Origin of the sequence: Amycolatopsis sp. NPDC005961 (assembly GCF_040629235.1) — a bacterium.
GTDB classification, from domain to species: domain Bacteria; phylum Actinomycetota; class Actinomycetes; order Mycobacteriales; family Pseudonocardiaceae; genus Amycolatopsis; species Amycolatopsis camponoti.
This window is the reverse complement of the sequence record NZ_JBEXVF010000035.1, coordinates 46,186-67,515: the sequence shown is the minus strand read 5'-3', so window position 1 is coordinate 67,515 and position 21,330 is coordinate 46,186. Positions and strand designations below refer to the sequence as shown.

The 21,330-nt window shown below is 70.7% G+C and carries 19 protein-coding genes and 1 pseudogene; 10 read left to right on the top strand and 10 right to left on the bottom strand.

Annotated elements, in window-relative coordinates:
- Nucleotides 1-18: 18 nt before the first annotated feature.
- From ABZ342_RS28005 to ABZ342_RS27995, 3 genes are all read right to left on the bottom strand, one after another.
- The gene (locus ABZ342_RS28005; protein ID WP_360478860.1) at nt 19-963 is read right to left on the bottom strand and encodes a hypothetical protein; all 945 of its coding nucleotides are present in this window, start codon (nt 961-963) and stop codon (nt 19-21) included.
- 72 nt (nt 964-1,035) lie between these two features.
- Nucleotides 1,036-3,561, bottom strand: coding sequence for a valine--tRNA ligase (gene valS / locus ABZ342_RS28000; protein ID WP_360478857.1), 2,526 nt, complete (start codon nt 3,559-3,561; stop codon nt 1,036-1,038).
- 9 nt (nt 3,562-3,570) lie between these two features.
- Nucleotides 3,571-4,824 (bottom strand): MFS transporter, encoded by a 1,254-nt coding sequence (locus tag ABZ342_RS27995; protein WP_360478854.1) that lies wholly within the window; start codon nt 4,822-4,824, stop codon nt 3,571-3,573.
- A 63-nt stretch (nt 4,825-4,887) separates the two neighbouring features.
- Between ABZ342_RS27995 and ABZ342_RS27990 the strand changes: the two genes are divergently transcribed.
- The 3 genes and pseudogenes from ABZ342_RS27990 to ABZ342_RS27980 all read left to right on the top strand — a co-directional run bounded on the left by ABZ342_RS27990 (nt 4,888) and on the right by ABZ342_RS27980 (nt 7,945).
- Nucleotides 4,888-5,391: a winged helix-turn-helix domain-containing protein gene (locus ABZ342_RS27990; protein WP_360478851.1), complete on the top strand. Its 504-nt coding sequence runs from the start codon at nt 4,888-4,890 to the stop codon at nt 5,389-5,391.
- A 42-nt stretch (nt 5,392-5,433) separates the two neighbouring features.
- The gene (gene hflX / locus ABZ342_RS27985; protein ID WP_360478848.1) at nt 5,434-6,882 is read left to right on the top strand and encodes a GTPase HflX; all 1,449 of its coding nucleotides are present in this window, start codon (nt 5,434-5,436) and stop codon (nt 6,880-6,882) included.
- 53 nt (nt 6,883-6,935) lie between these two features.
- Nucleotides 6,936-7,945 (top strand): annotated as a pseudogene (locus tag ABZ342_RS27980) (hypothetical protein).
- Nucleotides 7,946-8,238: 293 nt separating this feature from the next.
- Here ABZ342_RS27980 and lexA read toward each other — a convergent pair.
- A complete protein-coding gene (gene lexA / locus ABZ342_RS27975) occupies nt 8,239-8,898 on the bottom strand; it encodes a transcriptional repressor LexA (protein ID WP_196425240.1) in 660 nt (219 codons plus the stop codon).
- A gap of 354 nt (nt 8,899-9,252) precedes the next feature.
- Here lexA and ABZ342_RS27970 point away from each other — a divergent pair, with 354 nt between their 5' ends.
- From ABZ342_RS27970 to ABZ342_RS27960, 3 genes are all read left to right on the top strand, one after another.
- Complete coding sequence (locus tag ABZ342_RS27970) at nt 9,253-9,723, top strand: LysM peptidoglycan-binding domain-containing protein (protein WP_155542079.1); 471 nt, start codon at nt 9,253-9,255, stop codon at nt 9,721-9,723.
- A 1,057-nt stretch (nt 9,724-10,780) separates the two neighbouring features.
- Nucleotides 10,781-11,275: a transcriptional regulator NrdR gene (nrdR, locus tag ABZ342_RS27965; protein ID WP_155542080.1), complete on the top strand. Its 495-nt coding sequence runs from the start codon at nt 10,781-10,783 to the stop codon at nt 11,273-11,275.
- A 31-nt stretch (nt 11,276-11,306) separates the two neighbouring features.
- The gene (locus ABZ342_RS27960; protein WP_360478843.1) at nt 11,307-14,120 is read left to right on the top strand and encodes a vitamin B12-dependent ribonucleotide reductase; all 2,814 of its coding nucleotides are present in this window, start codon (nt 11,307-11,309) and stop codon (nt 14,118-14,120) included.
- Nucleotides 14,121-14,146: 26 nt separating this feature from the next.
- On the opposite strand, the gene ABZ342_RS27955 is transcribed toward ABZ342_RS27960, so the two are convergent.
- The 3 genes from ABZ342_RS27955 to ABZ342_RS27945 all read right to left on the bottom strand — a co-directional run bounded on the left by ABZ342_RS27955 (nt 14,147) and on the right by ABZ342_RS27945 (nt 15,002).
- On the bottom strand, nt 14,147-14,320 hold the full coding sequence (locus tag ABZ342_RS27955; RefSeq protein ID WP_360478840.1) for a hypothetical protein: 174 nt from the start codon (nt 14,318-14,320) through the stop codon (nt 14,147-14,149).
- A gap of 203 nt (nt 14,321-14,523) precedes the next feature.
- Entirely contained in the window at nt 14,524-14,850 is a 327-nt protein-coding gene (locus tag ABZ342_RS27950; protein ID WP_360478837.1) for a VOC family protein, read from the bottom strand.
- Nucleotides 14,847-15,002 carry a CopG family transcriptional regulator gene (locus ABZ342_RS27945; protein ID WP_360478835.1) on the bottom strand — a complete coding sequence of 52 codons (156 nt, stop codon included), beginning with the start codon at nt 15,000-15,002 and terminating at the stop codon, nt 14,847-14,849. The genes ABZ342_RS27950 and ABZ342_RS27945 overlap by 4 nt, the downstream gene beginning before the upstream one ends.
- Nucleotides 15,003-15,102: 100 nt before the next feature.
- On the opposite strand from ABZ342_RS27945, the gene ABZ342_RS27940 reads away from it, so the two are divergent.
- Entirely contained in the window at nt 15,103-15,837 is a 735-nt protein-coding gene (locus tag ABZ342_RS27940; protein ID WP_360478833.1) for a ferritin-like domain-containing protein, read from the top strand.
- Here the strand turns inward: ABZ342_RS27940 and ABZ342_RS27935 are convergent.
- Nucleotides 15,834-16,373 (bottom strand): helix-turn-helix domain-containing protein, encoded by a 540-nt coding sequence (locus ABZ342_RS27935; RefSeq protein ID WP_360478831.1) that lies wholly within the window; start codon nt 16,371-16,373, stop codon nt 15,834-15,836. The two genes, ABZ342_RS27940 and ABZ342_RS27935, sit on opposite strands and share 4 nt — an antisense overlap.
- A 78-nt stretch (nt 16,374-16,451) precedes the next feature.
- On the opposite strand from ABZ342_RS27935, the gene ABZ342_RS27930 reads away from it, so the two are divergent.
- Entirely contained in the window at nt 16,452-17,075 is a 624-nt protein-coding gene (locus ABZ342_RS27930; RefSeq protein WP_360478828.1) for an NAD(P)H-dependent oxidoreductase, read from the top strand.
- Nucleotides 17,063-17,440 carry a multidrug efflux SMR transporter gene (locus ABZ342_RS27925; protein ID WP_360478825.1) on the top strand — a complete coding sequence of 126 codons (378 nt, stop codon included), beginning with the start codon at nt 17,063-17,065 and terminating at the stop codon, nt 17,438-17,440. The genes ABZ342_RS27930 and ABZ342_RS27925 overlap by 13 nt, the downstream gene beginning before the upstream one ends.
- A gap of 26 nt (nt 17,441-17,466) precedes the next feature.
- On the opposite strand, the gene ABZ342_RS27920 is transcribed toward ABZ342_RS27925, so the two are convergent.
- Entirely contained in the window at nt 17,467-19,482 is a 2,016-nt protein-coding gene (locus tag ABZ342_RS27920; protein ID WP_360478823.1) for a prolyl oligopeptidase family serine peptidase, read from the bottom strand.
- Nucleotides 19,483-19,745: 263 nt separating this feature from the next.
- Between ABZ342_RS27920 and ABZ342_RS27915 the strand changes: the two genes are divergently transcribed.
- Nucleotides 19,746-20,702, top strand: a complete 957-nt coding sequence (locus ABZ342_RS27915) for a neutral zinc metallopeptidase (protein ID WP_155544332.1) — start codon at nt 19,746-19,748, stop codon at nt 20,700-20,702.
- Here the strand turns inward: ABZ342_RS27915 and ABZ342_RS27910 are convergent.
- A complete protein-coding gene (locus tag ABZ342_RS27910; protein WP_360478820.1) occupies nt 20,695-21,267 on the bottom strand; it encodes a TIGR03086 family metal-binding protein in 573 nt (190 codons plus the stop codon). The genes ABZ342_RS27915 and ABZ342_RS27910 overlap by 8 nt on opposite strands.
- Nucleotides 21,268-21,330: the final 63 nt, after the last annotated feature.

The following is a 21,330-nucleotide window of genomic DNA, read 5'->3' as shown; positions in this document are numbered from 1 at the left end:
CGGCGGCAGCCGGCCGGTTCAGAGCGCGTTCATGATCTTCCAGGTGCCCCAGCGGGAGTCGTGCTCCTGGCTGAGCAAGGAAACGGCCGTCAGCACCGCCACGAGCGCGTTGGTCCGCGTGACCTGACCCGGCGCCGTGATGAAGTGACTGGTCACGTGCCGGCTGAAGGTCGTGGGGGCGGGTGTGCGGCTTTCCGGCCACCACTGCGTCATCGCGTGGAGCAAGGGCATCACGGTGGCCAGTTCGCGCAGGATGCCGAGCGACGCGAGGAACGACAACCCCGCGCTGTGGGCGCGTTCCGACAGCGTCTGGACGCGGCTCAGCGTCTTGACCTGGTCGTGCCGGCCGCCGTAGACGATCGTGAACGCGGTCCGGAGCAGCTCGTCGATGAGGTTCGTGGCCACCGACTGGGCCGGCGACGGGAGATCGAGACGAAGCGCCTGGACCGCTTCCCGGGCGACCCGGACCGACGGCGACCCGCTGGGAGCCCGGTCCACCTCGTCCAGGCGGTGGTCGCAGTGGTCGAGGATCACTTCGCGGCGGTCGTCCAGAACGGCGTGGAGCGAGGCCGAGGCGTCTTCGCCGTGGGCGGCCAGGAGCAGCTTGACGGTTTCCGGGTCGGGCACCCAGGCCAGGGGGACACCCTGTTCCAACGAGAGCCGGACGGCCGCGAAGTAGTCGACCTCCGCCTTGCCGTCGGCGACCCAGTTCGGCGGCGCGGCCCGCCGGTTGAGTTCATCGACCCTCTTGCCCGAGGCCCTGGCGGTTCGTTCGACCCAGGGCCAGAACCCGTCGATCGCGCGGCCGATGGAGTCCGCCAGCTGCCGCGTCGGCTCGGGGGCCGGCTCGGCCGAGGCCGGTTCGAGCAAGGGCCGGAACGGTCGCAGCAGGTCAGCGGCGGCGATGGCGAACTCGTCTCCGGCTGCCGAGGGACGGTCCGCTCCCGGCGCATCCGTACTCATGGCCAGAGATTAACGGGCCGACCCGGTGGAATTCCCGTTTCCGCGGCAGGAATTCCGCCGGGCCCGCCGGCGTCAGCCGCCCATCTCGGCTTCGAGCGCGAACTCGCCTTCCTGCGTCTTGACGTCCGCGATCGCGCCCGCGACGCGGATGTCCGGCTCGATCGCCGCGAACCGGGCCAGCACCTCGGCCGGGCCGGTCACCGTCAGCGTCTCCACCGCCGTGCGCATCGAGACCTTCGCGTCCGTCTTCGCGCGGCGCACTCCCGCGATGACCTGCCCGGCGAGGGAAAGCAGCTCCGGGTCACCTTCGGCCGCTTCCGGCGACGGCCACGACGCCCGGTGCACCGAGCCCTCCTGCCACCACGACCAGACCTCCTCGGTCGCGAACGGCAGGAACGGCGCGAACAGCCGCAGCACCGCCGACAACGCCGTCACCAGCGCCGCCTGGGCCGACGAAGCTCCCTCGGGACCGCTGTCGCCGTACGCGCGGCCCTTCACCAGCTCCACGTAGTCGTCGCAGAACGTCCAGAAGAACGTCTCCGTCACCTGCAACGCCCGCGCGTAGTCCAGCGCCTCCAACGCCGCGGTCGCCTGCTCGACGACGACGGCCAGCGACGCCAGCAGCGCCCGGTCCAGCGGTTCCACCGCCACCGCGGAAGAAGAAGGCACGCCCAGGCCCAGCACGAACCGGCTCGCGTTGAGCAGCTTCGTCGCCAGGCGGCGGCCGACCTTCATCTGGCCTTCGTCCGCCGCCGTGTCGACGCCGGGACGTGCGCTCGCCGCCCAGTAACGGACCGCGTCCGAGCCGAACCGCTCCAGCAGGTCCACCGGGGTCGTCGCGTTGCCCTTGGACTTCGACATCTTCTTGCGGTCCGGGTCGAGCACCCAGCCCGCGATCGACGCCGCCCGCCACGGCAGCACGCCGTGCTCCAGCTCCGCGCGCACCGCCGTCGAAAACAGCCAGGTGCGGATGATCTCGTGCGCCTGCGGCCGCAGGTCCATCGGGAACACGCGCGAGAACAGGTCGTCGTCGAGGCTCCACCGGCCGACGATCTGCGGCGTCAGCGACGACGTCGCCCACGTGTCCATCACGTCCGCCTCGGCGACGAACCCGCCCGGAACACCGCGCTGGTCTTCGGTGAAGCCCGGCGGGACGTCGCTGCTCGGGTCGACCGGCAAGGCGGCGTCATCCGGCAGCAGGCGTGCGTCGTAGTCGGGCTCGCCGTGCGCGTCGAGCCGGTACCACAACGGGATCGGCACGCCGAAGAACCGCTGGCGGCTGACCAGCCAGTCCCCGGCCAGGTTCTCGACCCACGACGAGTAGCGCACCTTCATGTGCTTCGGCACCCAGGTCAGCTCTTCGCCGCGGGCCAGCATCTTTTCCCGGAACGCCGGGTCGTTCCCGCCGTTGCGCAGGTACCACTGCCGGCTGGCGACGATCTCCAGGGGCTTGTCGCCCTTTTCGTAGAACTTCACCGAGTGCGTGATCGGCCGCGGTTCCCCCTGCAGGGCACCGGTTTCGCGCAGCAGGCGGACCATGATCTCGCGTCCCGTGTGGACGGTCTTGCCCACCAGCGGCGCGTACGCCTCCGCCGGGACGCCGTGTGGGGCGTCGGGCAGGAAGCGGCCGTCGCGGCCCAGCACCACCCGCGTCGCCAGGCGCAGCTCGCGCCACCACGTGACGTCGGTCGTGTCGCCGAAGGTGCACACCATCGCGATGCCGCGGCCCTTTTCGGGATCCGCCAGGTGGTGCGCCACCACGGGCACCTCGACGCCGAACACCGGCGTCCGCACGGTTTTCCCGAAGAGCGGCTTGAAGCGTTCGTCGTCCGGGTGGGCGACCAGCGCGACGCACGCGGGCAGCAACTCGGGCCGGGTCGTCGCGATCACGACGTCGGAGCCGTCTTCGGCCGTGAACGCGAGGTCGTGGAACGCACCGGGGCGTTCGCGGTCCTCCAGCTCGGCCTGCGCCACCGCCGTCCGGAACGTGACGTCCCAGAGCGTCGGCGCTTCGGCCTGGTACGCCTCGCCACGCTCGAGGTTGCGCAGGAACGCGCGCTGCGAGATCAGCCGTGAGTCGTGCCCGATCGTCTGGTAGGTCATCGTCCAGTCGACCGACAGCCCGAGCTGCCGCCACAACGCTTCGAAGGTCTTCTCGTCGGTTTCGGTCAGGATTTCGCACAGCTCGATGAAGTTGCGCCGCGAGATCGCGACGACGTCCTTGCCCGGCTTCTCCGGCGGCCGGAAATCCGGGTCGTAGGGCAGCGACGGCTCACAGCGGACGCCGAAGTGGTTCTGCACCCGGCGTTCGGTCGGCAGGCCGTTGTCGTCCCACCCCATCGGGTAGAACACCTCGAGCCCGCGCATCCGCTTGAACCGCGCGAGGACGTCGGTGTGGGTGAAGGAGAAGACGTGCCCGATGTGCAGCGACCCGCTGACCGTCGGCGGCGGGGTGTCGATCGAGTAGATCTCGTCCCGGGTCTTGGTGCGGTCGAAGCGGTACGCGCCGGTGGACTCCCATACGGGTACCCACTTGGCCTCCAGACCGTCGACACCGACCTTGTCCGGGACCTGTGGGCGCTCGTATGGGGTACTCATGAAGCAACTCTAGGCGGCCGTGGAATCGCTTTTCGCCTCGGTCGGCAGGTCGCGCAGGTGCCGCAAGGGCGAGCACACGACCCACAGGACCGCGGCGGCCTCGCCGGTGACGGCAACCCACATCGCGCCGCGCAGCCCGAGTCCTTCGCCGAGCGCGCCGCCGAGCAGGCCGCCGAGCGGGATGGTGCCCCAGACGACGAACCGCACGCTCGCGTTCATCCGGCCGAGCAGCCGGTCCGGGCAGATCGCCTGCCGGTACGAAACCTGCGCGATGTTGTAGATGATGATCCCGAACCCGCTGAAGACGAGCCCGAACCCGGAGAGCCCGAGCCGCCAGTCCGGCGCGGCGAGCGGGATGAGCAGGTAGCCGGGCGCGGTGACCAGCGGGACCAGCCAGATCGCGCGGGACTGGCCGACCCGGCGGGTGACCGCGCCCGAGCAGACCGCGCCGAGGATGCCGCCGGCGCCGCCGACCGCCATGAGCAGGCCCACCGCGGCCGGCGGCAGCCCGACGGTCCGGGTCAGGAACAGCACGTACACGGCCATGAACGCGCCGTTGAAGAAGTTCGCCGTCGCCGTCGTGCCCACGATCGCCCGCAACGGCTTGTCGGAGAAGACGAACCGCAGACCTTCGGCGATCTGCGGGAGCAGCCGGGCGTGGCCGTCGCGCCGCGGCGCGGGTTCCTCCGTGCGGATCCTCAGCAGGCACAGCGCCGAGGTGACGAAGCCGAGGCCGGTGACCAGCACCGTGTTCGCCGCGGTCACCAGCTGGACCAGCACGCCGGCCGCGCTCGGCCCGGCGATCTGCGCGGTCGACTGGACGGCCTGCAGCTTGGCGTTGCCCTCGAGGAGGTGCTCCCGGCCGACGAGCGAGGGCAGGTACGACTGGTAGGCGATGTCGAAGAACACCGTCGCGATACCGACGAACAACACGACGACGAGCAGCTGGGCGAGCGTCAGCACCCCCGCCCACCAGGCGACCGGCACGCTCAGCAGCAGCGCCGCCCGCGTGAGGTCGGCGGTGAGCATGACCCGGCGGCGGCGCATCCGGTCGACCCACACGCCCGCGGGCAGCCCGATGAGCAGGAAGGCGAGCGTCTCGGCCGCGGTGAGCAGGCCCATCTCGAACGGCGTCGCGGCCAGTGTCACAGCGGCCAGCAGCGGGACGGCGGTGTTCCCGACGAACACGCCGAACTGGCTGGCCGTGTCGCCGGCGAAGAGCCGCCTGAAGTCGGCGTGACGGAAGAGTGACCCCCGGTGCATGGTTCCCGAGTCTGCCGCGAGTGATTGGAAAGTGTCAATCACTGTTCGCTCTAGGCTGTGCGCGTGCCCTCTGAGAAACGACGTGCCGCCACCGAAGCCGAGGCTGCCGCCCTGGCCTCCGGAATACGGCTGCGCATCATCCGGTTGACCTTCTCGGAGGCGCTCACGAACAAGGAGCTCGCCGGACGGCTCGGGCGGGACCCCGCGACGACCCTGCACCACGTGCGCAAGCTCGTCGAGACCGGATTCCTGGCCGCGCAGCCGCCGCGCCGCGGAGCCCGGGGCGCGAAGGAAATTCCGTATCTTTCGACGGGGCTGTCGTGGACACTCGACTCATGCGGTGACAAGGACGTGGAGCAGGCGGTACTCGAGGCCTATTTGGCCGAGATCGCCGACACCGGATTCGAGGGCGTGCACCAGACACGCCTGGTCGTCCAGGTGGCCCCCGAGGAGCGGGCGGAGCTGGAAACCCGGCTCAACGCCCTGCTCGAGGAGTTCCGCGCGCGCCCCCGCCGTCCCGGCGCCGAGCGCACCGCGGTCTACCTCGCCACCTATCCCAGCACGTAAAAGTTCGGTTCCCGCGGCGAATCGTGGGAACATGGAGGCACGATGACAGAACTGACACACACCGAAGACCACGACGACGACCTGTACGACGGCGACCCGTCGACAGGCGAAATGGAGCTCGAGGACCGGGCGTCGCTCCGCCGGGTCGCGGGGCTGTCCACCGAGCTCGACGACGTCACCGAGGTCGAGTACCGGCAACTGCGGCTCGAACGCGTCGTGCTGGTCGGCGTGTGGACCGAGGGCAGCGCCCTGCAGTCCGAGGCGTCGCTGGCCGAGCTGGCGCGCCTGGCCGAGACGGCGGGCTCGGAGGTCCTCGAAGGGCTCATCCAGCGGCGGACCAAGCCGGACCCGGCCACCTACATCGGCTCGGGCAAGGTGCGGGAAGTGCGCGACATCGTCGTGTCCACCGGCGCCGACACCGTGATCTGCGACGGCGAGCTCTCGCCGGGCCAGCTACGGCAGCTCGAGGAGAAGGTCAAGGTCAAGGTCATCGACCGGACCGCCCTGATCCTCGACATCTTCGCCCAGCACGCCCGGTCCAAGGAGGGCAAGGCGCAGGTCGAGCTGGCCCAGCTGCAGTACCTGATCCCACGCCTGCGCGGGTGGGGTGCGTCGCTGTCCCGGCAGGCCGGTGGCCGCGCGGGTGGCGCGAACGGCGGCGTGGGCCTGCGTGGTCCCGGTGAGACCAAGCTCGAGACCGACCGGCGGCGGATCAACAAGCGCGTGGCGAAGCTGCGCCGGGAGATCGCCGCCATGGACACGATCCGCGAGACCAAGCGCGGGCGGCGGCTGGCCAACGAGGTGCCCAGCGTGGCGATCGTCGGCTACACCAACGCCGGCAAGTCGAGCCTGCTCAACGCGCTGACCGGGGCCGGGGTGCTGGTGGAGGACGCGCTGTTCGCCACCCTCGACCCGACCACGCGGCGCGCGCAGACCGCCGACGGGCGCGGCTACACGCTGACCGACACCGTCGGGTTCGTGCGGCACCTGCCGCACCAGCTGGTGGACGCGTTCCGCTCGACGCTGGAGGAGGCCGCGGACGCGGACCTGCTGCTGCACGTGGTGGACGGGGCCGACCCGGCGCCGGAGGAGCAGGTCAGCGCCGTGCGCGAGGTGCTCGGCGAGATCACGCGCAAGCGCAAGGAGCCGCTCCCGCCGGAGCTGCTGGTGATCAACAAGATCGACGCGTCCGACGAGGTCAGCCTCGCCCGGCTGCGGCACGCGCTGGCCGGCTCGGTGCCGGTCTCGGCGCGGACCGGGGCGGGCATCGCGGAGCTCGTCGAGGTGATCGCCGACCGCTTGCCGCGGCCGGAGGTCACGGTCGAGGTCCTCGTGCCGTACACGCGTGGAGAGCTCGTCGCGCGGGCGCACGCGGACGGCGAAGTGCTCGAAGAGGAGCACGTGGAGGAGGGCACGCGCCTGCTGGTGCGGGTCCGCCCGGACTTCGCCGCGGCTTTGCGCGAGTACGAGACCAACTCGACCAGGGCCTGAGACGTCTCCGTAGTGTGCGGTCCACGGGGATCGCACACTACGGAGGTGGCTGGGTGCGCTGGGTGGTCGCTCTCGCGGCAGTTTCTTTGAGCGTTCTCAGCGGGCCCGTCCCGGCTTCCGCGGCTCCGGCGGCCCCGGAGACGCTGTGCACGGTGAAGGACTCCCGGATCGGCGAGCTGTCCGGCCTGGTGTCCGACGGCTCGAAGCTGTACGCGATCAACGACGGCGGCAGCAAGGTCCAGGTGTTCGTCCTGGGCCGGGACTGCAAGGTCCAGAAGGTCCTCACGGACAAGACCGACCCCTTCGACGTCGAAGACCTGGCCCGGACGTCCGACGGCCGGCTGTGGCTGTCCGACACCGGGGACAACAAGAAGGGCCGGCTGACGGTCGCCCTGCTGGAGATGAGTCCCGAGGGCAAGCTGACGCTGCACCGGCTCACGTACCCGGACGGCCAGCACGACACCGAAGCGCTGATCATGGACAAGGCGGGGACGCCGTACCTGATCACCAAGGACATCCTCGGCGAGGCCCGCGTGTACCGGCCGTCGGGGCCGCTGGCCAGTCCTGGGCCGACCAACCTGGAGAGGTCGGCACGGTGAAGATCTCGGAGACCGACACCCAGGGCGGCCCGGTGGGTTCGTTCGGTTCGGTGCTCGTGACGGGCGGCGCGACGTCGGCCGACGGAAGTGTCGTGGCGCTGCGGACCTATACGGATGCGTATGTGTATCCGGCGCCGGACGGCGATGTGCTCGCGGCGTTGCAGCGGACGCCGGCGCGGATCCCGTTGCCGGGGGAGAAGCAGGGCGAGGCGATCGCGTTCGACCCGGACGGGACGTTGCTGTCGGGCAGCGAAGGTGTCGGTGAGCCGATCCGCGCGGTTCGCGGAGCGGCCGCGCTGGCGGCTTCGGTTGCTTCGACGGATGGAAAGCCGACGTCGAGCGCGAGTGGCGGGTCCGCTTCGGACAGTGGGGGAGTACCGGTCCTGCCGGCGGCGGGGATCGCGGTCGCCGCGGTGGGGCTCGGGTGGTTCGGGTTCAGCAGGCTGCGGCGCCGCCGCGGCTGAAACGTCCGCGGGACTCGAATCGCGGCGCTCTCCCGCCTCGGCTGTCCGGTGAACCGGCCGACCCCTCCGCGCGGTGCGGGGCGCGGCCGCTGCGGCCGCGCGTCCTGCGCATCGCACGGAGGGGCGAACACGAGCACGTCGTCCGGCTCGGCGGGGGACGGGCCGGGCTTCCCGTCCTGCCCGCCGGCGGGATCACGCCCGCGGTGGCTCCACTGCCGATCTCGGCTCCCCACGGCCAAGATCATCTGATCAGGTGAACCTTCCGGGCCGTGCGATAGCCCGGAAGCCACCTCTCAAAGGCGTCGCAGCACGGCCACGACCTTGCCGAGCACCGTGGCGTCGTCACCGGGGATCGGGTCGTACGCCTCGTTGTGCGGCATCAGCCAGATGTGGCCGCCCTTGCGCTTGAACGTCTTGACCGTCGCCTCGCCGTCGATCATCGCCGCGACGATCTCACCGTTGTCGGCGTCCGGCTGCTGCCGGACCACGACCCAGTCGCCGTCGGTGATGGCCGCGTCGATCATCGAGTCGCCGGTGACCTTCAGCAGGAACAGTTCGCCCTCGCCGACGATCTCCCGCGGCAGCGGGAACACGTCCTCGATGGCCTGCTCGGCCAGCACCGGGCCACCGGCGGCGATCCGGCCGACCAGCGGCACGTACGCCGCCTTCGGCATGACCGGCTGCTGGTCCATCTCGATGCCCATGGGGTTGTCGTCGGTCGCCGAGAGCACGCCGACCGCGCGGGGGCGGTTCGCGTCCCGCCGCAGGTAACCCTTGCGCTGCAGGGCACGCAGCTGGTGCGAGACCGACGACGTCGACGTCAGCCCGACCGCCTCCCCGATCTCGCGGACGCTCGGCGGGTAGCCGAAGCGGCTCACCCAGCCGCGGATCACGTCGAGCACCTGCTGCTGGCGGACGGTGAGAGTCTCGTCCACGTCGTAGACCTCGGGCATGGGGTGCACACTGCCCCCGGGGGACCCACTGGTCCTGCCCGCCTTGTTCTCCTTCGCCACTTGCGTCGCCTCCCAGACGTTCGCTGCACGTATCGCGCGCCGGCCGCCGCCCGCGGGGTGCGGGCAGGCTCGCCGGCGGCATCTGCCCGGCAGATGCCCTGGTCACCGACGTTAGCCCCCGGGCACGACGATTTCAAACATCTGTTCGATCGACACGCCGTGTCCGCTCGATTTTGTCGGTGGTAGGTGGTAGACCTTCGCACGGGCGTTCGATAGAACGCCTGTTCGACCTTGATCCACGGGCCGGCACCGGCCCCGGAAACGGGCGGACACCAGGGTTTCGAGGAGGTTCGGATGTCCATTCTGGCCGAACGCGGGCAAGCCCGCCCGGCGATCCCGGTCCCGGCGCCACCCCGCCCCGTGCGCGTCCTGCGCGGACGCCGCGGCGAGGTCCAGCGCCCGCCGACACGCGCGCGGGTCGTCGCGGGTCGCGGGCCGGCCGGCTCCCCGTGCGCGGCGCCCCGCCGGGTGCCGGTGCGGTGGCCGTGGCTGGCCGCGCTCGCCGTCGCGAGCTGCCTGGTGGTCACCGGTCTGGGCCTGTTCGGCGGCGGCGCGGCGGCGAACGCACCGGTGCCGGAGCGCACGGCGACGGTCTCGGTCGGCCAGGGCGACACCCTTTCTTCGCTGGCCGCGCGGTTCGCCCCGGACAGCGACGCGAGCGCGGTCGTCGCCCGGATCAAGGACCTCAACCGCTTGGACGAGGCGATTCTGGTGCCCGGGCTGCCGCTGACGGTCCCGGTCGCCGACGCCGTTCCCGCACCGTGACGCCTTCTCGGGGATGACTGCTCGCCGGGATGCCGCCGGTTGTGCGGGGGAGGGTGCTCGGGGGGGTGATTGCTCGCCGGGATGCCGCCGGTCGCGCGAGGGAGGGTGTCCAGCGGTGCTGGCCCGCCGAGGTGTCGGCGGTCGTGCGGCAGCTGGGTGCTCGTGGGTGACTGCCCGCCGAGGGGTCGGTGATCGCCCGGCAGCGGGTGCCCCGCGGCTCTGTCGAGCCCGCCGGGATGCCGCCGATCGCGCGGGAGATGGCCCCCGCGGCGCTACCAGGCCCGCCGGAGTGCTGGTGGTCGCGCGGTCGATGCTGTCCCTCGGATAACGGTCCGCCGAGATGGCGCTGATCGCTCGGCAGAGAGGTGCTCGCGGATGACTGCTCGTCGGCATGCCGACGATCGCGCGGCAGGAGGCCCTCGCGGATGGCGGCCCGCCGGGGATGCCGCCGATCGTGGCGTGAGAGCCGCACCCGCGGCGCTGCCAGGCCCACACGGTGCTCGCCGCCCCGGTCTCGCTGCTCCATTCGGGTGACATGAGTCCGGTGGTCAGTGGCCACCCTGAACGAACCGAACGACGCCCACCGGCACGAGCCGGTCCCGCTTGTCCCGAACGACCGCCGTGAATCACCCGCTCCAGTGAAACCGCCGATCCCACCGGAGGCGGAACCCGGCCACCTTCACGACACCGGCCCGGGCCGCTCGACCCCCCGGTCCCACTGCTCCACCAGGGTGATGTCGTCCCCGCGGCTTCCCGATCCCGTCCCAAGCCACCCCGAGCCTTCAAATCGCGACCGATTCATCCTCACCCGGGCGGGTCCCGCCCCGGCCGCGCCGCTTGCGTCCGTCCCCTCCGAGTTCTACGCTCGCCCGCTATATGTAGTAGTTACACCGCTGTAGTTGGTCCACAGGTTGGGGTAGACTGGGCAGCAGTTGTCCACAGCTGGTCGGCTCTTACCCACCGGATGTCCACAAAACGATCACCAGGTGCAGGGGTGCATGGTGGCCGCGTGGGCGTCGACCGGGGCGGCCGGCCGTGAGGGGAAGGTGATCGGCGGATGAGGTGCCCGTTCTGCCGGCATGCGGACTCCCGGGTCGTCGACTCCCGAGAGGTGGATGAAGGCCAGGCGATCCGCAGGCGGCGCTCGTGCGCGTCGTGCGGACGGCGGTTCACGACTTCGGAGACGATGGTGCTCGCCGTCGTCAAGCGGTCCGGGGTCACCGAACAGTTCAGCCGGGACAAGGTGGTGAGCGGCGTCCGCCGCGCCTGCCAGGGCAGGCCGGTCGACGACGACGCGCTGCAGCAGCTCGCGCAGCGCGTGGAGGAGTCGATCCGCTCCGCCGGTCTGGCGGAGATCCCGAGTCACGAGGTCGGCCTGGCCATCCTGGGCCCGCTGCGTGAGCTCGACGGGGTCGCCTACCTCCGGTTCGCCAGCGTCTACCGCTCCTTCTCGTCCGTCGAGGACTTCGAGAAGGAGATCGCCGATCTTCGTGAGGCCATTGCGGGTTCTGCTGCCCCGGAGGAGAGCGATCAGCGAGCAGACGGCGACTGACCGTCCCGCTGCGGGAGTGAGGGTTCGACCGATGACCGAAACCGTGGGAACCAGGACCGGCGCCGCCGCCGGCAAGAAGAGCAAGGCAGCCGGCGGGCTGAGCGTGAAGCGGGTCTTCACCACCGAGGGGAAGCACCCCTACGACGAGGTGACCTGGGAACAGCGCGACGTCGTGATGACGAACTGGCGCGACGGCTCGGTGAACTTCGAGCAGCGCGGCGTGGAGTTCCCCGCGTCCTGGTCGGTCAACGCCACCAACATCGTCACCAGCAAGTACTTCCGCGGCGCGGTCGGCAGCCCGCAGCGCGAGCGCAGCCTCAAACAGCTCATCGACCGCGTCGTGAAGACGTACGTCAAGGCGGCGCGCGACCACGGCTACTTCGCCGCGCCGCAGGACCTCGAAATCTTCGAGCACGAGCTTACCTGGATGCTGCTGCACCAGGTCTTCAGCTTCAACTCCCCGGTCTGGTTCAACGTCGGCACGTCGTCGAAGCAGCAGGTCAGCGCGTGCTTCATCCTCGCCGTCGACGACACGATGGAGTCGATCCTCAACTGGTACCGCGAGGAGGGCCTGATCTTCAAGGGCGGCTCCGGCGCCGGCCTGAACCTCTCCCGCATCCGCTCCTCGAAGGAGCTGCTGACCTCCGGCGGCACCGCGTCCGGCCCGGTCTCGTTCATGCGCGGCGCCGACGCGTCCGCGGGCACCATCAAGTCCGGCGGCGCCACCCGGCGCGCGGCGAAGATGGTCGTGCTCGACATCGACCACCCGGACATCGAGGAGTTCGTGCGGACGAAGGCGCGCGAAGAGGAGAAGATCAAGGTCCTGCGCGACGCCGGGTTCGACATGGACCTCTCCGGCGCGGACATCTCCTCGGTGCAGTACCAGAACGCGAACAACTCGGTCCGCGTGTCCGACGAGTTCATGCAGGCGGTCGAGAACGGCACCGACTTCGGCCTGCGTGCCCGGCTCACCGGCGAGGTCATCGAACGGACCGACGCGAAGAAGCTGTTCCGCGACGTCGCGCAGGCGGCCTGGGAGTGCGCCGATCCCGGCATCCAGTACGACGGCACGATCAACGACTGGCACACCTGCCCGGAGTCGGGCCGGATCACCGCGTCCAACCCGTGCAGCGAGTACATGCACCTCGACAACTCGAGCTGCAACCTCGCCTCGCTGAACCTGCTCAAGTTCGTCACGCCCGAGGGCACGTTCGACGCGCCGCTGTTCGCGCGCGCCGTCGAGTTCGTCATCACGGCGATGGACGTCTCGATCTGCTTCGCGGACTTCCCGACCGAGCCGATCGCCGACACCACGCGGAAGTTCCGCCAGCTCGGCATCGGCTACGCGAACCTGGGCGCGTTGCTCATGGCGCTGGGCCACGCGTACGACTCCGACGGCGGCCGCGCGCTGGCGGCGGCGATCACGTCGCTGATGACCGGCGTGTCGTACCGGCGCTCGGCCGAGATGGCCCAGGCGGTCGGCGCGTACGAGGGCTATGCGCGCAACGCCGAGTCGCACCAGCGCGTGATGCGCAAGCACGCGGCGGCGAACGAGCTCGTCCGCACCTACCACGCCAACGACGCCGCGGTCCGCGCGCTGGCGACGGAGGAGTGGAAGAAGGGTCTCGACATTGGCACGAAGCACGGCTGGCGCAACGCGCAGGCATCGGTGCTCGCGCCCACCGGCACCATCGGCTTCATGATGGACTGCGACACCACCGGGATCGAGCCGGACTTCTCGCTGGTGAAGTTCAAGAAGCTCGTCGGCGGCGGCTCGATGCAGATCGTCAACCAGACGGTGCCGCGCGCGCTCACCGCGCTCGGCTACCAGGACGAGCAGGTCGAGGCGATCGTCGAGTTCGTGGCGCAGAACGGCCACGTCGTCGACGCGCCGGGGCTGCGTCCCGAGCACTACGAGGTGTTCGACTGCGCGGTCGGCGAGCGCTCGATTGCGCCGATGGGCCACGTCCGGATGATGGCCGCGGTGCAGCCGTTCCTCTCGGGCGCCATCTCGAAGACGGTCAACATGCCGGAGTCGGCGACGGTCGAAGAGGTCGAGGAGATCTACTTCCAGGGCTGGAAGCTCGGTCTCAAGGCCCTCGCGATCTACCGCGACAACTGCAAGGTCGGCCAGCCGCTGTCGACGGCCAAGAAGGAGAAGGCGGCCGCGGAGCCGGAGAAGGTCGTCGAGTACCGGCCGGTGCGCAAGCGCCTGCCGAAGAAGCGCCCGAGCCAGACGGTGTCGTTCACCGTCGGCGGCGCGGAGGGCTACCTGACGGCGGGTTCGTACCCGGACGACGGCCTCGGCGAGATCTTCGTCAAGCTGGGCAAGCAGGGGTCGACCCTGGCCGGCGTGATGGACGCGTTCTCGATGTCGATCTCGGTGGGCCTGCAGCACGGCATCCCGCTCGAGTTCTACGTCTCGAAGTTCTCGAACCTGCGCTTCGAGCCGGCGGGCATGACCGACGACCCGGACATCCGCATCGCGACGAGCGTGATGGACTACCTGTTCCGCCGCCTGGCGCTGGACTACCTGCCGCAGGAGAAGCGTGCGCAGCTGGGCATCCTGTCGGCGGACGAGCGATCGGCGGAGGTGGAGGCCACCTACGGCGCCCCGAAGGTCGACCTCGAATCCCTTCAGTCCACAGTGGACTCCACGCCGGAGCCGCACGTGGCGGAGCCGGAGCACCCCCACCGCGAGGCCCAGACGACGACGGAGCTGATGGAGCTGCGCCTCGGCAAGGCGGCGGACGCCCCGCTGTGCATGACGTGCGGAACGAAGATGCGCCCGGCAGGCTCGTGCTACGCCTGCGAAGGCTGCGGCGCGACTTCGGGTTGTAGCTGACCGTCGAGCTGTGGCAGGCGTCCGACTCAGTCGAACGCCTGCCACAGCTCGGAGATCGGCCCGGCGCGTACAGGACGTCGGCGCCCGCTTTCCTCGAACGCCTGCAGGCGCTTGATCGTGTCGGCGAAGTCGTTCGCGCCCCAGGGCTGGTTCTCGGTGCGAGCCGTGAGCACCACCGATCGGGCGCGCGCCGTCTCCACGGCCGCGCCGACGCGGTCGACGGCCAGGCCGAAGTCGTAGATCGGCGCGCCCGGGTCCGGCCCACCACGTTGGCCACGCCGAGGCTCGTCGTGGCCAGCGCTTCGAAGCCGAGGCCGGCGAGCAGCCGGGCCGTTCCGGCGTCCCATCCTCCCGGGACGGCCGCCGGACAACGGCGGCTGTGGACGGCAGCCCGGTTCTTGCTTCAGTTCCCGGCCTGGAGGATCCACTCGCGCCCGTCGGGGTCGCGGACGGTCATCTCGCGCGTCCCGAAGTGGGTGTCCTCGAACGGTGACACGACCTCGACGTCGGGTGGCACGTCGCTGTCGGTCTTCAGGACGAGCTGCGTCCCGATCGGCCGGCTTTCGGGTACTTCGGCGATGAACAGGTAGGGCCCGTCGCCGTTGCGCAGCAACCCCGAGTTGTGGTCGGTCGCGAAGTCGATTTCGTAGCCGAGGGCCTGGAAGAACTTCGCCGCCTTCCCCCAGTTGTGCGTCTCGAGGTACACGGCCGTGATCCCGGTGGTGGTCATCGCTGTTCTCCTTCGGTGGCGAGGTACTGGCGAAGCGCCTCGGTGACGAGCGCCGACAGTGACTGCCCGGTGTCGACGGCGTAGTGCTTGACCTCCCGGATCAGGTCGACGGGGAGGTACACGTTGAACTGCTTGACGTCCTTGTCCGTCATGACAGGATGCTAGCATTCTAACTTGGTAGCCGTCGACCTTCACGGGATCTCCACCGGAGCCGCTCGGAAAATCCACGGCCGGGCGGCATCATCGGGCTCGATGAACTGGTTGCGGGAATTCGAAGCGGAAGCCGAGCGCCGACGCCGTCGCGAGGATCCGCCCTGGGCGCGCGGGGCCCGGCTGCACCCCGACGTCGCGCGCAGCATCCAACGGTTCCAAGTTGGCGAAGCCGGGGACGGCGCCAACCTCATCGCCAAGGCCGGCGACGGCGACTACCTCGCCGCCGTTCGGCTCTTCGTCGCCGAAGAGCAGAACCACGCGCGGATGCTCGCCGCGCTCCTCGGCGCCGCCGGGGTGCCCACCATCTCGACGCACTGGTCCGACACCGTGTTCGTGTGGTTGCGACAGGCACTCGGGCTGCGGCTGGAGCTGATGGTGCTGCTCATCGCCGAGGTCGTCGCGCTGCGGTACTACCGCGCCCTGCGCGACGGCGCCGGCGACCCGCTCGTCACGCAGGTCGCCGCCCGGATCCTCGCCGACGAAGAACGGCACGTGCCCTTCCACTGCCACCGGCTGCGGATCGGGTTCGCGGGCGTGGCGAAACCGGTGCGTGCCGCGGTGTTCGGGGCCTGGCGGGTGCTGCTGCTCGGCGTCGCGGTCACCGTCGCGATCGATCACGGCCCGGCGCTGCACCGGCTCGGCGTCGGACGGCTCGTCTTCGTCGCCGATGTGCTCACCGCCTTCGAAGTCGCCCTCGCGCGAATCCGGGGTGAGGAGTCGAAACCGAAGCCGCGGTACATCCCGAAGCGCGCCCGGCCACGGGGCCTCATCTAAAGTAGACGGGCCAATTCCGAAAGCGACGCCGTGATCCGCTCCGGCGACACGCCCCGCGCGCGCTGGTGCAGGTACAGCTCCGGCGCGAGCGGCGCCAGCAGGATGTCGGCCAGGACGTCGGGGTCGGGGGCTCCCGCCGCCAGGACCCGGACGTGCGTGCGCCAGAAGCCGTACGCGCCCGTCGTGAAGCGGGAGTGGCCCACCTCCGTGCCCAGCACCAGGTGCGCGTGCCGCTCCAGCAGGTCCACCATCGCCGCGTAGAACGCCGCCAGTCGCTCGGCCGGCGGTGCGCCCGGGCCGAGTGGCGGGTCACCGCGCAGCAGCGACTCCTGCAACCGGCGTTCGTGCTCGTCCAGGAGGGCGACGGCGATCGACGCGCGGTCCGGGTAGCGGCGGTAGAGCGTTCCGCGGCCGACGCCGGCCGCGCGGGCGATGTCCTCCATCGTCACGTCGGCCGCGCCGTGGGCGGTGAACAGCTCGTCGGCCGCCGCGAGGATCTTCGCGCGGTTGCGGGCCGCGTCGGCGCGTTCGGGCATGGCGCGAGCCTAGGGAATAAGCGGACGGGACGTCCAGTTGGCCTCAACTGGACGCCGTGTCCACTTGAGGAGGAAATCGTGAGCCACCTGCTGCACCTCGACTCCAGCGCCCGCCGCGCGTCGTTCTCGCGCGAGCTGTCCGCGCGCTACGCCGCCACTTGGGCGGGCACCCGCACCTACCGCGACCTCGCCGCCGACCCGGTCCCCGTGATCGGCGAGGCGTGGACCGAGATCTGCGACGCACTCCTGACCGCGGGCATCACCGACCCGGAGCGCTACGCCGACGTCGTCGAGACGCCGTCACAGAAGCAGGCTTGGGCGATCGTCGAACCGCTGCTGGCCGAGCTGCTCGAAGCCGACGTCGTCCTCATCGGCGCGCCGATGTACAACTTCTCGATCCCGGCCGCGCTCAAGACGTGGATCGACCAGGTGACGTTCCCGCGGATGTCCTTGCGGGGCAAGGCGTTCGTCGTCGCCGGCGCCCGCGGCGGGACGTATGCGCCCGGGACGCCGAGAGCCCCGTTCGACCACCACGAGCGCTACCTGCGCGACTTCTTCGCCGGGCACTACGACGTCGACGACGTCCGGTTCGTGCACGCCGAGCTGACCAACGCCCTCGTCGACCCGCACCTCGCCGCGCGCGAAGCCGACCGCGTGGCTTCCCGTCGTCAGGCTCTCGAAGGCGTCTCATGGGCTGGGTGACGCTCGTCTGCGCCGGGCTCGTCGAGATCGCCTGGTCGCAGAGCATCAAGCCGACGGAGAGCTTCACGAAGCCGTGGCCGACGCTGCTGTGCTTCGTGCTCGGCGCCGCCGCGGTGTACCTGCTCTCGCGCGCGATGGACACCGTCCCGGTGGGCACCGCCTACGCGGTGTTCACCGGGATCGGCGCCGTCGGCGCGATCGTGCTCGGCGTCGTCGTGACCAAGGACCCGCTCAGCGTCGGCCGGGTGGCCGCGCTGGCCCTGATCGTCGGTGGCGTCGTGCTCGCGCACGTTACTGATCCGACCAAAAGTAGGCCGGCCCCTGAGCGGCAGGCAACCGTTGCCGCGAAAGCCATCCGGCCGTGACTGTGGCCGGATTAGTAACCAACGGCTCAGTACTTCGTGAGCTGCTCCCACAGGAACTCGAACACCAGCGCCCACTTGAACGCCAGCTGCTCGTTGTCGGCCGCGGCGCCGTGGCCGCCTTCGATGTTCTCGTGATAGCGGACGTCGTGCCCCTGCTCACGCATGCGCGCCACCATCTTGCGGGCGTGGGCGGGGTGCACGCGGTCGTCGCGCGTGGACGTCACGAACAGCGAAGGCGGGTACGCGCGTCCACTGTGGACGTTCTGGTACGGCGAGTACTTCGCGATGAACTCCCACTCGGCCGCTTCGTCGGGGTCGCCGTACTCGGCCATCCACGACGCGCCGGCCAGCAGCAAGTGGTAGCGGCGCATGTCCAGCAGCGGCACCTGGCTGACGATCGCGCCGAACCGCTCCGGGTAGCGCGTCAGCATGACGCCCATCAGCAGGCCGCCGTTGCTGCCGCCCTGGATACCGAGCTGCTCCGGCGTCGTGATGCCGCGCTCGGCGAGATCCGTGGCCACCGCGGCGAAGTCCTCGTAGACGCGGTGGCGGTGCGCCTTGATCCCCTGGGTGTGCCAGCTCGGCCCGTACTCGCCGCCGCCGCGGATGTTCGCGACGACGTACGTGCCGCCGCGCGCGAGCCAGCCGCGGCCGATCATCCCGCTGTAGGACGGCGTCAGCGAGACCTCGAAGCCGCCGTAGCCGGTCAGCAGCGTCGGCCCGCCTTCCGCGCCGGACGGCCGGACGACGAAGTACGGGATCTTCGTGCCGTCTTCCGACGTCGCGAAGTACTGCGCGACCTCCATGCCCGAAGCGTCGAAGAACGCCGGAGCCTGCTTCAGCACTTCGACCTCTTCGCCGACATGGCCGTAGCTCAACGTCGACGGCTGGAGGAAGCCGCTGGAGTTGATCAGGTACTCGTCGCTGACGTCGGGGTCGGTGTCGAAGATGTCCGCGCTGCCGAACTCCGGCCCGCCGGACAGCGGTTCCTCGGCCCAGCCGTCCGGGCCCGGCGTCAGCGTGCGCAGCTCGGTGCGGACGTCGCGCAGCGTGCCGAGCAGCAGGTGGTGGCGCGTCCAGGCCCAGTAGTCGAGCGAGGTGTGGTCGTCGGGGGTGAAGAGCGTCGTGAAGGCGCGGTCGCCGGCCATGAAGTCGTCGAACCGGATGCCGATCAGCGACCCCGCCGGGTACTCGGTGCCGCCGGTCGTCCACGCCGTGCGCGGCCGGACCAGCAGCCACTCGCGGTGGACGGACGCGCTCGCGTCGTCCGGCACGTCGATCTTGACCAGCGCTTCGGGCGTCCGCAGGTACAGCTCGGAACGGTAGAAGTCGACGGAGCGGCTGACGAAGTCGCGTTCGAAGCTTTCGGTCGGGTCGTGGGACGCGCCGATCGAGACGTCTTCGGGCTTGCCCTCGTAGACCGTCGTCGCCGCCTCGAGCGGCGTGCCGCGGCGCCACTCCTTGGCCAGCCGCGGGTAGCCGGAGCTGGTCAGCGTGCCTTCACCGAAGTCGGTGCCGATGTAGACGCGGTCCTCGTCGATCCAGCCGATCCGCGTCTTCGCCTCCGGCACGGTGAAGCCGCCCTCGACGAACTCGTGCGCGTCCAGGTCGAACTCGCGCACGACCGTGGCGTCCGCGCCGCCGCGGGACAGCTCGACCAGGCCGCGGCGGTAGTCCGGCCGCAGCACGGTCGCGCCCTGCCAGACCCAGTTCTCGCCCTCGGCCTCGGCCAGCGCGTCGACGTCGAGCAGCAGCTCCCACTCGGGCTCGGGCCGCCGGTAGGACTCGAGCGTCGTGCGCCGCCACAGGCCGCGCGGGTGGCTCGCGTCCTGCCAGAAGTTGTAGAGGAGCTCCCCGCGGCGGCGCACGTACGGGATCCGGTCGTCGGCGTCGAGCACCTCGCGCAGCTCGTCACGCAGCTCGGCGAACCGGGGGCTTTCGGTGAGCTCGGCCAGCGTCTCGCCGTTGCGGGCGCGCACCCAGTCCAGCGCTTCCTCGCCGGTCACGTCTTCCAGCCACAGGTGGGGATCCTCGACACTCATGCCGACAGTGAACCTTATTCAGCCGTCGCCCGGCGCAACGGTCACGCAGGTGAGCGAAGTTTCGGCCCGTAGCGCCGTTCTGACCAGAACAAGGTTCAGTTTCGCCTGCTGGCGGTCCCACTGGCCACCGGGCGGTGTTTTCGTTTCGTGATCCTCCCCTCTTCGGGTGTCCGTATGCTGGTGCCATCGAGCAGGGGGAGAACGTGACCGACACCGACGGCTCGGGACGTCCGGGCGAGTCCGGGCCGCCACCACCGCCGCCGATGGTGGCCCGGTCTCCCGAGCCCGCGTGGGTGCCCGAACCGAACCCCTGGGCACCGAACTGGGCCGCCGCACCCCCGGTCCCGATCGCCCCGCCGCGCAACCGGCTCTGGGGCGCGGTCGCCGGCGTCATGATCGTCGTGCTGGCGATCTCGCTGATCGCGGCCACCATCCCGCACCGGGTCGACGGGCATGCGTTCGTGGCGCAGGGCGTCGACACCGGCCGCGCGTACAGCGGCGGCTCGGACGGGAAGCCCGCGAAGGCCGTGCCCGAGCTGGCCCGCAACCCGCTGCTCTCCGACGGCATCACGCCCGGGCCCGCCACGTGCTCGCTGCCCGATCTCGGCCGGGCCGCCGACCAGCTCAAGGCCTACTACGGGGCGCTCGTCGACTGCCTGGAGCAGTCGTGGCGCCCGGCCCTGCGGAAGGCGAACGAGCCGACGCTGACCGCGACCGTCTCGGTGACCTTGCCCGAGCACAGCGCGTGCGGCGAAGCGCCGACGAAGAACGAAGCCGTCGCCTACTACTGCGGCGGCGACACCACGATCTACGCCCCGACCGACTGGATGCTGTCGGACGCCGGGCTCAACAAGGCGCGGCACATCGCGACGATCGCCCACGAGTACGGCCACCACGTGCAGCGCGAGAGCGGCATCCTGTCCGCGGCGGCGGACAAGATGACCTCGCCGAACGAGGACAGCGCGGCCGACAAGGAGGTCGTCCGCCGGATCGAGCTGCAGGCGAACTGCTTCGGCGCGCTGTTCCTGGCCGCGGTCGCCGGCTCGGGCTCGGTGAGCCGCTCGCTGGCGAACGCCGCCGTCGCCGACTACGGCCGCGCCAACGACAGCGACACCCACGGCTCGCGTGCCCACCAGCTGTCCTGGGCGAAGGCCGGCTACGACGTCAAGACGACGAAGGCGTGCGACACGTGGAGCGCCGGGCCCGGCGACGTCAGCTGACCGTCCACGCCGGGTCGCGACCGAGGAGGGCGAGGAACCGGTCGAGTTCGCTCGCGTCCGCTTCGGGCTCGACGCGGTGCGCGAACGAGCCGTTCTTCTCGCGGCCTTCGTCGGGGATGCGCTCGGCCAGTTTCAGCGCGACGTGCACGGCTTCGGCGTCCGGCTCGTAGGGCAGGCCGAGCGCGCGGGCCAGGTCCCAGCCGTGCGCGACGGTGTCGACGAGGTGCATGTGCGCGGCGACCGTCCCGGGGAACGTGCCGAAGTGGTTGATCGTGAGCTGCCGGTCGAGCACGGCGTCGTCGGCCATGGCGGCGAGGAAGTCGTCGACGGAAGCCCGGTACGCGGCGGGGGCGTCGTCGCCCAGGTCGCCGGCGTCCCAGTCCGGGGCCGAGCCATCGCGGGCCGCGGTCGCGAACGCGTGGTTCTCGCTGACCTGGTGGCGGAGGAGGTCGGCCAGGGTCCAGCCGGCGCACGGGGTCGGGCGCGCGAGGTCGGCGGGCGTGACGGTGGCGACGAGCTTGTCGAGCACGAGCAGGCTGCGGCGGTCGAGTTCGCGGAGATCCATGCTTCGCACGCTAGGCGGGGGGAGCGGACCACGAACAGTGCCAAAGCCCGGCCACTTCCGGTG